The organism is Parabacteroides sp. TM07-1AC, from assembly GCF_003480915.1.
GTDB lineage: Bacteria > Bacteroidota > Bacteroidia > Bacteroidales > Tannerellaceae > Parabacteroides > Parabacteroides chongii.
Genome location: NZ_QUKD01000002.1, coordinates 241,407 through 257,487 on the forward strand (window position 1 = coordinate 241,407; position 16,081 = coordinate 257,487).

19 protein-coding genes are annotated in these 16,081 nt (G+C 45.5%); 18 read left to right on the top strand and 1 reads right to left on the bottom strand.

The window, feature by feature from the left end; genetic code table 11:
• Positions 1–83 precede the first annotated feature (83 nt).
• From DXD68_RS05715 to bioD, 10 genes are all read left to right on the top strand, one after another.
• A complete protein-coding gene (locus DXD68_RS05715; protein ID WP_122360703.1) occupies positions 84–443 on the top strand; it encodes a DUF3244 domain-containing protein in 360 nt (119 codons plus the stop codon).
• A gap of 266 nt (positions 444–709) precedes the next feature.
• Positions 710–1,777, top strand: coding sequence for a DUF4831 family protein (locus DXD68_RS05720; RefSeq protein ID WP_122360704.1), 1,068 nt, complete (start codon positions 710–712; stop codon positions 1,775–1,777).
• Positions 1,778–1,796: 19 nt separating this feature from the next.
• The gene (locus DXD68_RS05725) at positions 1,797–3,458 is read left to right on the top strand and encodes a peptide MFS transporter (RefSeq protein ID WP_122360705.1); all 1,662 of its coding nucleotides are present in this window, start codon (positions 1,797–1,799) and stop codon (positions 3,456–3,458) included.
• Positions 3,459–3,472: 14 nt separating this feature from the next.
• Complete coding sequence (locus DXD68_RS05730; RefSeq protein WP_233577003.1) at positions 3,473–3,853, top strand: hypothetical protein; 381 nt, start codon at positions 3,473–3,475, stop codon at positions 3,851–3,853.
• Positions 3,854–3,891: 38 nt separating this feature from the next.
• Positions 3,892–4,872: a biotin synthase BioB gene (gene bioB / locus DXD68_RS05735; RefSeq protein ID WP_122360706.1), complete on the top strand. Its 981-nt coding sequence runs from the start codon at positions 3,892–3,894 to the stop codon at positions 4,870–4,872.
• 13 nt (positions 4,873–4,885) lie between these two features.
• Positions 4,886–6,163, top strand: coding sequence for an adenosylmethionine--8-amino-7-oxononanoate transaminase (gene bioA / locus DXD68_RS05740; protein ID WP_122360707.1), 1,278 nt, complete (start codon positions 4,886–4,888; stop codon positions 6,161–6,163).
• The gene (locus DXD68_RS05745; protein ID WP_122360708.1) at positions 6,160–7,299 is read left to right on the top strand and encodes an 8-amino-7-oxononanoate synthase; all 1,140 of its coding nucleotides are present in this window, start codon (positions 6,160–6,162) and stop codon (positions 7,297–7,299) included. The genes bioA and DXD68_RS05745 overlap by 4 nt, the downstream gene beginning before the upstream one ends.
• Positions 7,300–7,417: 118 nt before the next feature.
• Positions 7,418–8,068, top strand: coding sequence for a DUF452 family protein (locus DXD68_RS05750; protein WP_122360709.1), 651 nt, complete (start codon positions 7,418–7,420; stop codon positions 8,066–8,068).
• Complete coding sequence (gene bioC, locus DXD68_RS05755) at positions 8,044–8,799, top strand: malonyl-ACP O-methyltransferase BioC (protein WP_122360710.1); 756 nt, start codon at positions 8,044–8,046, stop codon at positions 8,797–8,799. Before DXD68_RS05750 ends, bioC begins: the two co-directional genes overlap by 25 nt.
• 8 nt (positions 8,800–8,807) lie before the next feature.
• Positions 8,808–9,515 (top strand): dethiobiotin synthase, encoded by a 708-nt coding sequence (bioD, locus tag DXD68_RS05760; protein WP_122360711.1) that lies wholly within the window; start codon positions 8,808–8,810, stop codon positions 9,513–9,515.
• A 507-nt stretch (positions 9,516–10,022) separates the two neighbouring features.
• Here bioD and DXD68_RS05765 read toward each other — a convergent pair.
• A complete protein-coding gene (locus tag DXD68_RS05765; RefSeq protein WP_075556466.1) occupies positions 10,023–10,418 on the bottom strand; it encodes a YkvA family protein in 396 nt (131 codons plus the stop codon).
• A 244-nt stretch (positions 10,419–10,662) separates the two neighbouring features.
• Here DXD68_RS05765 and DXD68_RS05770 point away from each other — a divergent pair, with 244 nt between their 5' ends.
• The 8 genes from DXD68_RS05770 to DXD68_RS05805 are packed head-to-tail and all read left to right on the top strand — an operon-like array spanning position 10,663 to position 15,764.
• Positions 10,663–11,019, top strand: a complete 357-nt coding sequence (locus DXD68_RS05770; protein WP_122361078.1) for a hypothetical protein — start codon at positions 10,663–10,665, stop codon at positions 11,017–11,019.
• Between the two features lie 6 nt (positions 11,020–11,025).
• On the top strand, positions 11,026–11,235 hold the full coding sequence (locus DXD68_RS05775) for a hypothetical protein (RefSeq protein WP_122360712.1): 210 nt from the start codon (positions 11,026–11,028) through the stop codon (positions 11,233–11,235).
• Positions 11,219–11,764 (top strand): RNA polymerase sigma factor, encoded by a 546-nt coding sequence (locus tag DXD68_RS05780; RefSeq protein WP_122360713.1) that lies wholly within the window; start codon positions 11,219–11,221, stop codon positions 11,762–11,764. Before DXD68_RS05775 ends, DXD68_RS05780 begins: the two co-directional genes overlap by 17 nt.
• A 4-nt stretch (positions 11,765–11,768) precedes the next feature.
• On the top strand, positions 11,769–12,098 hold the full coding sequence (locus tag DXD68_RS05785; RefSeq protein WP_122360714.1) for a hypothetical protein: 330 nt from the start codon (positions 11,769–11,771) through the stop codon (positions 12,096–12,098).
• A gap of 20 nt (positions 12,099–12,118) precedes the next feature.
• Positions 12,119–12,562, top strand: coding sequence for a hypothetical protein (locus DXD68_RS05790; protein WP_122360715.1), 444 nt, complete (start codon positions 12,119–12,121; stop codon positions 12,560–12,562).
• Positions 12,563–12,571: 9 nt separating this feature from the next.
• Entirely contained in the window at positions 12,572–13,993 is a 1,422-nt protein-coding gene (locus DXD68_RS05795) for a formylglycine-generating enzyme family protein (RefSeq protein ID WP_233577004.1), read from the top strand.
• Between the two features lie 22 nt (positions 13,994–14,015).
• On the top strand, positions 14,016–15,368 hold the full coding sequence (locus DXD68_RS05800) for a formylglycine-generating enzyme family protein (RefSeq protein WP_122360716.1): 1,353 nt from the start codon (positions 14,016–14,018) through the stop codon (positions 15,366–15,368).
• Positions 15,369–15,425: 57 nt separating this feature from the next.
• Positions 15,426–15,764: a hypothetical protein gene (locus DXD68_RS05805; protein WP_147382978.1), complete on the top strand. Its 339-nt coding sequence runs from the start codon at positions 15,426–15,428 to the stop codon at positions 15,762–15,764.
• Positions 15,765–16,081 lie beyond the last annotated feature (317 nt).

Genomic DNA, 16,081 nt, shown 5'->3' on the forward strand with positions numbered 1-16,081 from the left:
AAAATATAATCCATATTAGAATATGAATTATATTTTTGTAAGGCATTTTAATTTTATCAACCGACAATTTAAAATTTAAGATCATGAAACAATTAATTTCAGCTCTGTTTTTAGTTCTTTGTGGAGTGTTTTGCACCCAAAATATGTATGCAGATGATATCCCCAGTAAAGGTAAATGGGGTCCACAGGATATTAAGTCAATCTTTCCGGCTCCTCCTACAGCATCTATAGACGGGAACAATCTGACAATTACATTTACTAGTCCACTAACAAACCTGACAGTTCAGGTAAAAGATATTACAGGTACGGTAGTCTATGAAGAATGTATTTCTGCTACAAGTCCGCAGGCTTATACTATCCCATTAAACGTTGAAAATGGAGAATATACGCTGAACTTAATACACAGATACGGATACCTGACCGGCTCATTCGTTATCGAATAGCATTCAATGCACTAAATTTATGTTTATACGCAACTCGTGAGTATGATTTAGCCAAGCCCCTCTATATCTCGATCTCCTTTTCCACTCGCGAGTTGCTTCCCTTTGCCAAAACATTAACTATGATTTTATCTCTTTCCGCCCAATATGCCATAATCTTACTGATCAACTGCATTACTGAAAATCTAAAAGACGGTTCTACGGTTGGTTACTAACAAAATATTTCCTAGTTTTGTGGAATCATTATTGAGATAATAAATTGTTTGGATATGAAGAATCTGATCACAATAGCATGTCTTTTGTTTAGTATACCGCTCATGGCACAAACCAAAGTGGTGAAGAAAAATGCTGTCAAAGCAAATAATTTCGGTATTACTTATTCATTGCCAAAAACACAACTGATCGTTGATGCAGAAGTAACCAAAGTCACCTGTAAAGCAGGTCCTTACTACAAATATGCAGAAAAGTATCTGGGAGTCAAAGATGCGATAACAGAAGATAAAGTATACTATGAATTAGGTAAATTATCACTTATCAATAAGGGCATTCCCGATCCTGATAACACTTATATTGTTGAGTTTAAAAGCGGTACGGTTGCTCCTTATGCTTACCTGACAGAAGAAGGACTCTTATGTTCCATCAACGCCGATTATACTCCGGACGAATCGGAACTCGAAACAATAAAGAAAAACGGACAAGGACCGGTAAAAGTAACGGATGCATCTGTTTTCTCTGAAGAATTACTGATGGCTGGTTCAACAGCTAGACAGGCAGAAGTTGCCGCAAAACAAATCTACCGTATCCGTGAAAGCCGTTTGAATATCTTAACCGGAGATGCAGACAATCTTCCTCCCGACGGTGAAGCGATGAAGCTGGTGATCCAACAGCTGGAAGAACAGGAAAAGGCTTTATCCAACCTGTTCACCGGCATTCTGACCAAAGAGACATCTCATTATGAAGTAAGTATCACCCCTTATGATAACCTGGATAAGGAAGTCCTGTTCCGTTTCTCCAACCTGATGGGGATCGTCGATGCAGACGACCTGGGCGGCGTTCCGGTCTACATGAACCTGAAAGCGACCGACCGTGCTCCGGTTCTCGACCCGAAAGAAGCCGAAAAGAAGGAAAAATCACTGAAAGGTATCGTTTATAACGTACCGGGAAAAGCCAGTATCGAGATCAGCATGAACAAGAAAACACTATATAAAGGAGAAGCCCAAATCACTCAGTTCGGTTCACGCGAAGGCCTTGCTCCTGTTATGTTCGAAGACAAAAAAGCTCCGGTGAAAGTCTATTTCTATCCGGAGACCGGCGCCATAAAACAAATAATTCAATAATAATCTAATTTAAATTTCTATGTTTGAAGGACAACCTAAAGGTTTATACGCGTTAGCCTTAGCGAATACCGGCGAGCGTTTCGGGTATTACACGATGCTCGCGATTTTTACTCTATTCTTACAAGCTAAGTTCGGCTTTACAGCCGCCGAGACATCAACCATCTTCGGTTCTTTCTTAGCAGCAGTGTATTTCATGCCACTCGTCGGAGGTATCCTCGCCGATAAGTTCGGATACGGAAAAATGGTAACAACTGGTATCATCGTAATGTTTATCGGATATGTATTGTTATCTATTCCGACACCCTCTTCTACCGGAAAAGTACTAATGTTCGGAGCTTTAGCCCTGATTGCCTGTGGTACAGGTCTTTTCAAGGGGAACTTGCAGGTAATGGTAGGTAACCTATACGATGCTCCCGAATACAGAGCGAAACGTGATACTGCATTCAGTATATTCTATATGGCGATCAACATCGGTGCGATGTATGCTCCGACAGCAGCTACTATGATCACTAACAAGATGTTGGGAAAAGCCGGATTCACTTATGTGCCGCAGATCCCTTCACTCGCCCATCAATTCCTGAACGGAACGATTACAGAAGAAGGAGCAACAACGCTGAGCGGCTTACAGGCTGCACAGAATTTCGTTGGCGATACAGCTGCTTTCTGTACGACTTATATCGACAAATTATCCGAGGCTTACAACTACGGCTTCGCTATTGCTTGTATCTCCCTGATTGTATCCATGTTGATCTACGTGGTGTTCCGCCCGACATTCAAACATGCCGATTACAACTCTAAACAGGCTAAACCTGCCAACGTACAGGAAGAAGAACTGACACCGGAACAGACAAAAGCACGTATCCAGGCTCTGTTACTGGTATTTGCCGTCGTTATTTTCTTCTGGATGGCATTCCACCAGAACGGTTTAACACTGACATTCTTTGCACGTGACTATACCGCACAGGCTGTAACGGGTCTGGATCGTTTAGGATTCAATATCGTAAACCTCACTTTCCTGCTGGTGGTTGTTTATGCCGCATTCTCTTTGTTCCAGTCAAAGACAGGTAAGGCTAAAGGTATCTCAGCCGGTGTATTGATAATCATGCTGGGGTTATTGGGATGGAGTTATAGTTCTATGGACTCGACAGTGACTATCCTGCCGCAGATCTTCCAGCAGTTCAACCCGTTCTTTGTAATTGTGCTGACTCCGGTATCGCTGGCAGTATTCGGTTACCTGGCAAAGAAAAAGAAAGAACCTTCTGCTCCGCGTAAGATCGGTATCGGTATGGTTATCGCTGCTTGCGGTTTCCTTATCATGGCATTAGGATCTTTAGGTCTGCCGACACCGGCTGCTGTTGAAGCGAATGGTATTTCTGCTGATGTACTGGTTTCTCCTAACTGGTTGATCTCTACTTACCTGGTATTGACCTTTGCCGAGTTATTATTATCGCCGATGGGTATTTCATTCGTATCGAAGGTGGCACCTCCTAAATATAAAGGTATGATGATGGGAGGATGGTTCGTAGCTACGGCTATCGGTAACTATCTGGTAGCTATCATCGGTTACTTGTGGGGAGGAATGCAGTTGTGGATGGTATGGAGCGTACTGATCGTGTGCTGTCTGTTATCGGCACTGTTCATATTCTCTATCATGAAACGATTGGAAAAAGTAGCCAAATAAGACAAAACTGAAATATGAAGTTGCAGCAAAGATATTTCACGCAAAATTCTTTCCGGTTCAAAAGATGGAGCCGGAAAGGGTATGCTGCATTCTTCAGTCTTAGCCGAAGCGTTACGATCGGGCAACTTTCTTCCAATGTATCGGAAAGATTCCAGGTCAAGAACGGTTCCAACCACTCGTCTGTATTAGTTGCCGGACAGATAAACACAGAAGAGACCGAGGTCGTAACAGACAGCTCACAAGAGCGATCGGGCACGGAAACCTTTACGTGGATTTCGCAACTGTTGCTTCTTTTATTCTCTTTGCCGGCTGTTAAACAGACATCGGTAGCGGCTTCGTACGTACATATTAATCTATTTATACATCCTAAAGCGGGAAGTTTCAGTATATGCTGAGACTTCCCGCTTTTTTATTTCTTAAAAGACAAAGCGATATGATTGAGACACTTAAACAGTTTGTTATCGAAGGGGGAAAAATAAATGAGGAACAAGCAACTGCTCTCTCCCGATGTACGGATAAAGAGGCGTTGTATAAAGCTGCACATCAAATCACCCGGCATTTTATGGGAGATAAGTTCGATACCTGTTCCATCATCAATGCCAAAAGCGGAAATTGCAGCGAGAACTGTAAATGGTGTGCACAATCCGGACATTACAATACGGTTGTAGCCCTGTATCCCCTCCTCCCGGCAGAAGAATGCGTTCATCAGGCATTACACAACCGCCAGCAGGGAATCGAACGTTTCGGGCTGGTGACCAGCGGGAAGCGTCTATCCGACGGAGAGATAAAGAAACTGACGGAGACAGTCCGCTACATCAAGCAGGCAAGCGATATCAAATGTTGTGCTTCCCTGGGACTTTTGAATAAAGAGCAGCTGAAGGAATTGCGTGAAAGTGGCGTAGAGAATTACCATTGTAATATAGAAACAGCTCCCTCCTATTTCCGTACATTATGCACGACACATACGATCGAACAAAAGCTGGAAACGATCCATGCAGCCCGGGAAGAGGGTTTCCGTATCTGTTCCGGAGGTATAGTCGGCATGGGGGAAACGATGGAACAACGAATAGAGATGGCTCTGTTATTACAAAAAGAACAGGTACACTCCATTCCCCTGAATTTATTACAACCGATACCGGGTACTCCGCTTGCCGGTACTCCGCAATTGTCCGAAGAAGAGTTTCTGACGACAATCGCCTTATTCCGTTTCATCAATCCGGAAGCTTATCTCCGTTTCTCCGGCGGACGCTCCCTGTTGAACAAAGAAACACAACGGAAAGCATTATATATAGGTATAAACGCAGCCATCATCGGCGACCTGCTGACAACTATCGGAAGCTGTGTGGCTGATGATAAAGAGCTTTTCACCGAAGCAGGCTATTCACTAACAAGGGAAACCGACTGGGTCGGATAAAACAGACAGACAAATGACTACAGAAGAATTATTACAATACGACAGGGAACACGTGTGGCATCCCTATACATCCACCATCGACCCGCTTCCCGTTTATCCGGTAGCCGGAGCAGAAGGTGTGGAAATTATCCTGGCAGACGGCAGACGACTGATCGACGGCATGTCTTCCTGGTGGGCGGCAGTTCACGGATATAACCATCCGGTATTGAATGCAGCAGCCAACGAGCAGTTGAAAAAGACGAGCCATATCATGTTCGGCGGTATCACCCATGAACCGGCTGTCGAACTGGCACAAAAGTTATTGGATATACTCCCTCCTGAGATGGATAAGATATTCTTTGCCGATAGTGGCTCGGTTGCCGTTGAAGTGGCGATGAAGATGGCTATCCAATACTGGCAGTCGCAGGGGAAAACGGCAAAGCATGCTTTTGCGACTATCCGCAGTGGTTATCATGGAGATACCTGGCATGCGATGTCTGTCTGCGACCCGGTCACAGGTATGCACGGGATATTTGCTGGTAGCCTTCCGGTACAATATTTTATCCCCCAACCTTCTGTAAAATATGGGGAAGAATGGAATGAAGAGGCGATGAAACCGTTGGCAGACTTACTGGAGCAACATGCAAGCGACATTGCCGCCCTGATACTGGAACCGATCGTTCAGGGAGCCGGAGGAATGTATTTCTACTCACCGACATTCCTGGTGCGTGCCAGGGAGTTATGCGAACAATACGATGTATTGCTGATCTTCGATGAGATTGCTACCGGCTTCGGACGTACCGGCAAGCTCTTTGCCTGGGAACATGCGGGAGTCGTACCGGATATCATGTGCATAGGCAAGGCATTGACCGGAGGTTATCTGACGTTATCAGCCACACTGACTACGGAAAGAGTGGCGACGACGATCTGCTCCGGCGAGGCAGGCTGTTTCATGCATGGCCCCACTTTTATGGGAAATCCGCTTGCCTGCGCCATTGCCTCCGCTTCCGTTTCGTTGCTCCTGGAAAGCGGATGGAAAGAGAAGGTAAGCGCTATCGAAAAACAACTTCGTCGGGAACTGGCACCTGCCCGATTATTCGACCATGTGCAGGAGGTACGCGTACTGGGAGCTATCGGAGTCATCGAGATGAAAGAGCCGGTCAACATGGCCATCCTGCAACGCCGTTTTGTAGAAACCGGTATCTGGGTTCGTCCCTTCGGCAAGCTGGTTTACCTGATGCCTCCGTTTATTATCCAGCCGGAGCAACTTACACGGTTAACTTCCGGAGTATTAAAATGTATCGAAGAATGAAAGATTATAATTCTATATTAAACCAACTCAAGGCAACCGGCAGCTACCGCCAGTTACCGACGGTAACGCATCACGGCAACCGGATAGAGAAAGACGGGCAGATAATGCTTAACCTGTCGTCCAACGACTACCTGGGTTTGGCTTCCTGCGCCGACCTTCAGAAGGCTTTCCTGGAAGAATGGCAGGAACAGAAATACCCCTTCTCCTCCTCTTCTTCTCGACTGCTGACCGGTAACTTTACCGCTTATACGGAACTGGAACAACTGATGGCGGAACGTTTCAACCGCGAAGCCGCCCTGATCTTCAACAGCGGTTACCATGCCAATACAGGAATACTCCCTGCACTAGCCGATAAGCAAAGCCTTATCCTTGCCGACAAACTGGTGCATGCCAGCATTATCGATGGCATTTTACTGAGCGGTGCGCCTTTCCAACGCTACCGGCACAATGACTATGAACAGTTGGAAACATTCCTAAAGAAGTCTGCCGGAGAATACGAGCAAGTCTTTGTCGTCACGGAAAGCATCTTCAGCATGGATGGCGATGTTGCCGACCTTCACCGCCTGGTCGAACTAAAGAAAAGCTATCCGAATGTTGTCTTATATGTCGATGAAGCACACGCCATCGGTGTCCGCGGTCGAAACGGACTGGGAATTGCGGAAGAGCAAGGCTGCATCGGAGAGATAGACCTACTGGTAGGCACATTCGGCAAAGCTCTTGCTTCCATGGGAGCCTATATCGTATGCGACCGCACTATTCGGGAATATCTGATCAATCGGATGCGCCCGCTAATATTCAGTACAGCTTTACCTCCTTTTCAGATTGCCTGGACACGGTTTATAGTGGAACTGTTGCCGGAGATCACCCCGCTTCGCGAAAGACTGGCACAAACCAGCCATATACTAGCCGAAGCACTGAAGGGCAAAGGCGGAGAAGTCAGCGGAAGCCATATCATCCCTTATATAATAGGTGATAATAAAGACTGTATCCTCAAAGCGAAAGAGCTACAACGTAAAGGTTTCTACTGTCTCCCCGTCCGTCCCCCGACGGTACCGAAAGGAACGGCACGCATCCGTTTCTCATTGACAGCAGATGTGACAATCGAAGACCTGCAACCGTTAATACAGGCCTTGTAGGGGCGGGGCTTGCCCACCCTATTATCAACATAAATATTTATTCAAAAATAGGTTATGTATGAAAGGGCGGGCAAACCCCGCCCCTACGGGGATACCGTTATACATTTAATTATGCAATATGAAAATAATAAAACAAACAGATAATCACGCCGCACGTCTCCTTCTCTTCTTCTCCGGCTGGTCCGCATCTCCGGAACTATTCACCCGGTTGGAGACCAGGGAAGAAACAGACATTATGCTCTGCTACGATTACAGGGAGACGGCATTTGAGGAAGACCTCAGCCGGTACGATGAGATACACCTCGTCGCTTGGTCGATGGGAGTCCGGATGGCAGAATGTGCATTGACAGACAAATACACACTCACCTCTGCAACCGCCATCAACGGAACCTCCCGTCCGATACATGACGCATACGGCATTCCCGAAAAGATTTTCAAGGGTACACTCGACAATCTGACAGCCGAAGGCCTCCGACGTTTCAACCGTCGCATGTGCGGCACCCGCGAGATACTCGCCCGATACGATGCTTGTCCGCCCCGCCCGTTGGAAGAGGTAAAGGAAGAATTAGAAGCCATCTACAACCGCTTCGCTCCGTCGACCGATACTGCCGACAAGCAGTTCCCCTGGACACGTGCCGTCATCGGTTCAGACGACCATATATTCCCGGTAGCCAACCAGCACGCCTGGTGGGACAGCCGTTGTCCGGTAACTGAAATAACAGCCCCTCATTACCCCTTTTACCTATGGAAACAGTGGAACGAATTATAACCCGCTTCAGCCGTGCGCTGGACAGCTACGACCGGTATGCGGAAGCCCAGCAGCAAATCTGCCGGAAACTGACTGCCCTGCTATCGCGTTACACCGGCATGCACTTTCAGCGCGCCCTCGAAATCGGCTGCGGCACAGGTGGTTTCACCCACCTGCTGAAAGAAAGCTGCGTCATCGACGAATGGTATCTGAATGACCTTTGTGAAGGTTGCTACGAGAAGATCGCCCGACTCTTTCATGGGCAGTCGATCGCTTTTATCGCCGGGAATGCCGAAGAAATCCCTTTCCCCGGCAGTCTGGACCTGATCGCTTCCGCTTCCGCTTTCCAATGGATGAAGGAGCCGGTCACCTTCCTGCATAAGCTGGCGGACATGTTAACGCCCAACGGCACATTGGTATTTAACACCTTTGCACCCGGTAACCTGGCAGAGATCAAGAAACTGACAGGCAAAGGTCTCGACTACCCCACTCCCGAACAACTGACAGAATGGCTGACGGCAGACTTCAATCTGCTTCACCTCCGGCAGGAAGAGATCGTCCTCACCTTCGACACGCCGCTTGACGTACTCCGCCATCTGAAATATACGGGGGTGACTGCCACGAGCGACGGCTACTGGACACGCCGTCTCCAGGAAATTTTTTGCCGCAATTACACCGCTCTGTATGGCACAAAAGATCACAAAGTAACACTCACTTACTGCCCGGTTTACGTCCTCGCAGTAAAAAAATAACAAATAAAATGAAAGGAAAAGTATTATTTATCTCAGGTATCGACACCAATGTCGGTAAAACGTATGCCACCGGAATCCTCGCCCGCCAGCTAGCAGCCGAAGGTCACACAGTCATTACCCAAAAGATGATTCAGACAGGCTGTACAGACATTTCGGAAGATATCGAAATGCATCGCCAATTGATGGGAATCCCCTTTACGGAAGAAGATAAAGCCGGCCTCACCTGCCCCTATATCTTCACCTATCCCTGCTCCCCTCACATGGCAGCCGAACGGGACGGTCGCCGGATCGAACTCGACACGATCACCCGCGCGACGAATGAACTGCAGGAACGTTACGAGTACGTCCTTCTCGAAGGAGCAGGCGGACTGATGGTGCCGAACAATTTCGAATCGTTAACGATCGACTATGTTCGCGAGCAGCAGTACCCGCTTATCCTCGTCACCTCCGGCAAACTGGGAAGCATCAATCATACGTTGCTGAGCCTCTATGCCTGCCGTCTGCAAGGGATTCAAGTACACAGCGTTATTTACAACCTATATCCTCATACCGACCAGCTGATTGAAGACAACACACTGGCATATCTCCGGCAATACCTTCGCCGTGAATGGCCGGATACGCATCTGCTTCTTCTTCCGAAAGCAGGTTCTTCTCCTTCCAATTCCAGCATGGTAATCCCAGCCGAATGGCATAGGCAACCCACAGTTGCAAGATAGGCAGGCGACTATTGTGATACAGGCATGCCAAGCCTGTATCTACAAACTTCTCCATAATCAAGAGTTAATGGTCATATAATCCGCCACCAGATCGTATCACAAAGATATTACCCCGAAAGCTGAAAAACAATATCTTTTGATGTATTTCATAACATAAAAAAGCCATCTTCCCTTATTTTACGCAAATAAGGGCCTTTTATTTATCTAATACACTGATTAAAAGAGACTTAGATATCTGAAAACAGGGAATACGACTTCCTGTCTTCCGATATTATCTTTATGGATAAAAAGAGTTCTTTGACATCTTTGCTCTTATATATATATTCTTATATAATATATGAAAAGCGTCTCAAAGATCGTCTCAAGTTCGTCTCGGAGCCACCTACGACACCTACGTAATAAGCTATTATTAAACTTATTACAAGAAATAAAATCTGTCTCAAGATCGTCTCAAAGATCGTCTCCTAATATTTGTTAAATACATTATCGCCAGCCAGTAGGCATCTTTCAGACCCTATCCGTCCCCATAATCTCTGCCACCCGCTCATTGGCACGGGCCTTGATTTCCGGGGTGATGCTATCCTTGATCATACTGATGACGAGGGTCATGACGGCAATATCGTCGGTAAAACCGATCACCGGAAGAATCCCGTCGGGTATCAGGTCTATCGGCAGGATAAAATAACCGAGCGCACCGATGATATACGCTTTATGCTTCACCGGCACCTTCTCGTCCTGCAATGTATAATAGAGTGTGAAAACAGGCAACAGCACCGTAGCGCCGACCTTCTTCGCCACCCGTTCTATTTTTTTCCAAAAGCGGTTATCCGAATAATACGTACCGTACTTTTGTACTTCGTGCACCTCTTCGAAAGGCACATCTTCAATCCTATTTCTATTCATATAGCAAAGATAAGGAGAAAAACCGAGAATGCCCCGAAAAAGAATGGGCTTATTCCGGTCATGTGCTTGTTGTGCGTCCGCTATTCCCGGCCTCACAACGGCAATCAGGTAAGAATATGAAAAAAATACCAGTTCAATTTTACTTTCATTTCTTTGCAAGGTCTTTTATATAGAACGTCCATTCGAATGAGTTCATGGAGGCTTTTATTTTATATGAATGTATAACAAAATAATATAAATGACTATGTGTACAACGAGAAAATGGAAAGCAGGAATACTGGTAGTCGCAATGATATTGGTTTGCGGAGCTGTAAATGCACAACATTGGCATCGACATTATCGTCCCAACCGGATTGTTACCGTTGTTGTTCAACCTGACGTAATATCTCATGTCAGTAACCGTTTCAACCAAAAGGAACGATTGGCGATGGCTATAGCTTATTTGGAAACGCATAAGCAGCTTACCATTAGGCAATATGCCAAAATGACTAAACTTAGCGTGGCATCGGCAGAAGCAGAACTGGATGCTTTCGCTATGGATAAAAAAAAGCCCATACAGCTTGTAATCAGAGGAAAAAAGAAAGTGTACATCAAAAGATAATGGGATATGAAAAAGAATTGGAAACTATTGATGTTGGGAGTAATCGCTATGTTTTTGCTACAATCCTGTGTAACCGTGCGCAAAGCTCGTCACCATCATCACCATCACAGACATTGTATGGTCATCAGCCAACAGACTACAAATATGACTTTGTTTAATACGCTGGCCATCTATATGGCAATGGATCTCGCAACAGTTTATGAGTATAAAGGATGACAAGGAACTGGTGGATCTAACGACTAAAGACCCGGAGAAAGGTTTTCGTTACCTGATGACAAAATATAAGGAAGTAGTCTACTGGCACATCCGAAGGTTGGTCGTTACCCACGAAGACGCACAAGATGCAACGCAAGAAACGTTCGTCAGGGCATTCCGGTCTTTATCTGATTTCAAAGGTGAATGCACCTTTCGCTCTTGGGTATACCGGATTGCGACCAACGAAGCCTTACGTTTGCTTGGGAAATATAAAAAAGAAGAACTGGTGTCATTGGATGACTCTTACAGCGAACTAAGCAACCTGATGGCTGATGAATATGTCGATTACAGTGATCTGGAAACCGTCAAACTGCAAAAAGCCATTTTGTCCTTGCCTACCAAGCAACAGCTGGCTTTTAACCTGCGATATTATAGTGAATTGGGATATGACGAGATTGCCGGAATCATTGGTTCAACAGTAGATGGGGCAAAATCCAACTATCATATCGCCAAAGATAAGATTGTCAAATATATGAATGCTAACAATTAGATGTATGAAAAGAGATTTTGATTTTGACCGCATAGGCAAGCGTCTTCCCTATACCGCACCAGATGGTTTTCTAGACGATATGGAAAACAACGTATGGAAAACTGTAAGACAGGAGATGTTGCCTTCCAAACCCAAACGCCATTTTCACCTTTGGTATTCTTTGACAGGAGGACTTGTGGCAGCAAGTATTGCACTACTGGTTGTCTTCAATTTATTACCTGATAATTCAAGAAATGATTTTGAAGATGTTGAAAAGGCTTTTGCCAATCTGAGCAGCAACGATCGGGATTACCTGCTTGCAACTTATCAGGATGACCTATTTATGAAATTTTGAACGAGTAAAAATAAAAAGACATGAAGAATATCATTAAAGTTCTTGCACTTGCAATCGCAATGGTAACTATCAGCACAAGTACCTATGCCCAAAAGAATGAACGTCAACGCATGACCAGAGAACAGTTGGCTGAAACTCAAGCCCGTTTTATAGCCAATGAGATGGCTATGGATGATTCGACAGCCACGCGGTTTGTGGAAACTTTCTGCCAATTCCAGAAAGATATTTGGGCACTTGGCCCCCGCCCTAAAAGAGACACCTCCCATCTTTCGGATAAAGAGGCTGAACAGGCAATGAATGAAAGGTTCGCTCACAGCCAAAAGATACTTGACTTGAGGAAGAAGTATTATTTGAAATACTGCAAATTTTTAACACCCAGCCAAATAGAGAGGGTGTATGAACTGGAAAGAGAAATGATGAACAGGCTGTTCAACCGTTCCAAAAACAAAGGAAACCATAAATAAGACAAGATTATGAAAATGAAAGTATTTGGCATATTTTGCCTGTCGTTTCTGATGACAGCAACCCTATCTTCATGTGGCAGTGAAGAGATTATAGACCAACAGGAAGAAGTGTCCGGCAGTGAAAATCCAACCATGACCGTTCTTGCCGAACAGGTGGCAGGAAATGACGGATATGATGAAAATGGGGTTACTGTGTTGAATTTCCCAAGTTCACAGGATTTGCACAGCATATCCAGTGGCTTGAAACTGAATTTTCAGTTGTCCGGAATCACAAAAATAGAGTTGGAAAGTGTAGATGGTTATGCCTTGGCCGGAACTGTCGATATCCAATGGGGCGAAACAGCGGAACTACTTGTCGGTGAAGTGGAAAACGCCAACTCCATTCTGGTGTTCAATGCCTCGGATGAAAACGGCTTGACTGCCGGAAAAGACTACTACATTTTTACCTTACCCTGCGACCTTTATGGAGGTTACCGCTTGTCAATCTATCGGGAAGGACTCGTGGCACATTATTTTGGCGTACACCAGACCGTCGAATCGGGCTTGTTCATAAGCCCCGTCGATTTGAAGGAGAATGAACTGGAATTTGACGATCCGGATGCACCGCTCGTGGAAGAAGAACGACCGGAACTGGATGCCACGACAACGGCACTTCTCCGTCAATACCAGCAAAACCCTACGGAGGAAAACAAGCAGGCGTTATTGGATCAGATGGGTATCCGTTACGACAAGGTAGTAGCCCGCAAGAAAGCCAAGCTCCGTGAACTGGAGAGGGAAGCCTTGACTTTGGATGTGGTGGAAGAAATGCAGGAGATTGTGGATGAGATGGTAGAGAACCGTGACATCCGTCTCGAACAGCAGTTCCTGCGTCTTATAGACCCCCGGAATGATGACAACCCCAACGATGCGTGGATGGTGCTACGCGGTGCGTCTGCCCCCAATGCCTATATCGGCTATGCCCCAGTAACCAACGCGGAATATGCAGCCTTCAAACCGGATTTTACCTATGAAGCCGGCCAAGACAACTATCCGGTAGTGAATATCACGATTGCTGATGCCACGGCTTATTGCGATTGGCTTACGGCACAGGATCATTCGCATATCTACCGTTTGCCTACCGACGAGGAATGGATTCTCGGTGCAGGGCATATGCCGAAGGACGTTGTAATGAACGCTGGTCGTGTGGAGACGGGACTGACAGCAGTAGATGCTTACAGCCAGACAACAGGTGCTTGTGGCGGTATTGATTTCTGGGGCAACTGTTGGGAGTGGACTTCATCCACGGATACAAACGGGCAATATATCATTAAAGGCGGCAGTTGGGATTCTGAACGTGACGATTGCCGTAGCGAGAAATCCGATGACGTAAGAATTGGTACACAAGGATATGCCAATGTCGGTTTCAGAGTCGTAAGAACTGATTCTATTTAATTCTCCAAAATAATATACGAATATGAAAAATTTGTTTTTAGCAATGGCTATTGCCATTGTGACGGCCACCGCTGTGTCCGCACAAGACAGCGACAAGGAAGATAAAATCGTGGTTTCAACCCACCAGACGGATAAAGCGGATGGATACGAGGGTAATTCCGCCAACCGATGCGGTATCAAATTCAATTTCCGGCTTACAGGCGTGACAAAGGTTGAACTGGAAAGTGTGGACGGGCTTCCACTGGCGGGTGCGGCAACCATATATGAGGGTATTCAGGGAAAAACTTCAATTGGTGATATGGCACATACAAGCACCATCATTACATATAGCTCAAGCGACAAGTCCGGATTTATACCCGGAAAAAACTATTACATTTCCACCTTGCCTTGCGACCTTTATGGAGGATACCGGCTATCTATTTATCGGGACGGACTTGTGGCCCATTATTTCGGTGTGCATCAGAAAGTGGATTGGGGAGAATTTATCAGTCCCGATGATTTGGTGGAAAGCGAATTGAAGTTCGACAAGCCCAATGCTCCACTTGTAGAAGAGGGACGCCCTAAAATGGATTCCAAGACACACAAGCTTTTCGTTCAATATCGGAAGAAACCGACAGAAGCCAATAAACAAGCTCTACTGGATCAGATGGGCGTTCGCTACGACAAAGTGGTTGCAAGAAAGAAAAACAAGCTCCGCCAACTGGAACGAGAGGCAAGAACTTACAATATCGTGGAACATATGAAGGGTATTGTGGATGAAATGGTTCAAAACCGTGACATCCGAATACAACAACAATTCCTTCGATTCATTGACCCTCGAAAGGACGAGAATCCGAAAGATATTTGGATGGTGTTGCGTGGAGCATCGGCTCCAAATGCCTACATAGGTTATGCACCTGTCACCAATGCCGAATACGCTACTTTCAAAACGGATTTTGTCTATGATGCAGGAAAAGAGAATTATCCGGTAGTAAACATTACGATTGCTGAAGCCACGGCTTATTGTGACTGGCTTACAAAGCAGGATCGGAAACACATCTACCGTTTGCCAAGCGAAGAAGAGTGGATTCTTGGTGCCGGACATATGCCTAAAGATGTGGCTATGAACGCCAACCATATTGAATCAGGATTGACGGCAGTGGATGCTTATAAACAGTCTATCGGTGCATGTGGAGGTATTGATTTTTGGGGTAACTGTTGGGAGTGGACTTCCTCGACCGACGCAAACGGACAGCATATCATCAAAGGAGGCAGTTGGGACTCCAAACGCGACGATTGTCGTAGCGAGAAATCGGATGACGTAAGGACGGGTGCGCAGGGTTATGCTAATGTCGGCTTCCGAGTAGTAAGAACTGATATTTCAAATGCCCGATAAATTTACAGTATTGACAATATAAACTTATTAACTAATAAATAAAAAGGAGAATTTTGTATGAAAAGAATGTTTTTAATAATGACTATCGCCATCGTAACAACATTTCAAGTGTCTGCACAAGATAATAATAGGCAGCAAATGACAGTTCAACAGCGAACAGAACAGCGCATCAAATTGCTGGACGAGAAACTTATTTTGACAGATGAGCAGAAAACAAAAATTCGCGAGCTTTATGCTGATTTCAACAAACAGAAATATCCGCGTGAAAAACGTAAAGAAGCTATGGAAAAGTTGACGACCGACATCTCTCTTCTACTGACAGCCGAACAACAGACCACTTACAGACAAATGGTGGAGCAGGCGATTGCTGAAAAGAAAAACGGAAAACACGTATAAATACAGCCTACGTCTATTTACCGTATGGTTATAATAAAGCATCCGACCAACAGTATAATGTGTTTTATTTCGTACATGGGCATGGAGAAACAGCAGTTTCCCGCTTTATAAGAAATAAATCTCCACCATCAATTGTAGTGTGAACAATATAAGAATTGAAAGAACAGATTTTAAACTTAAAAGATGAACATTTATGACCCATCATATCACGGCGGATCTTTTGGTGGAATCCGCCACCCATGCTGTCACGGAAGAACTGTTCCGCGACTTCGATGAATCGCTACGGCGATGCTTATCCGCCGAAACCTCATGTATGC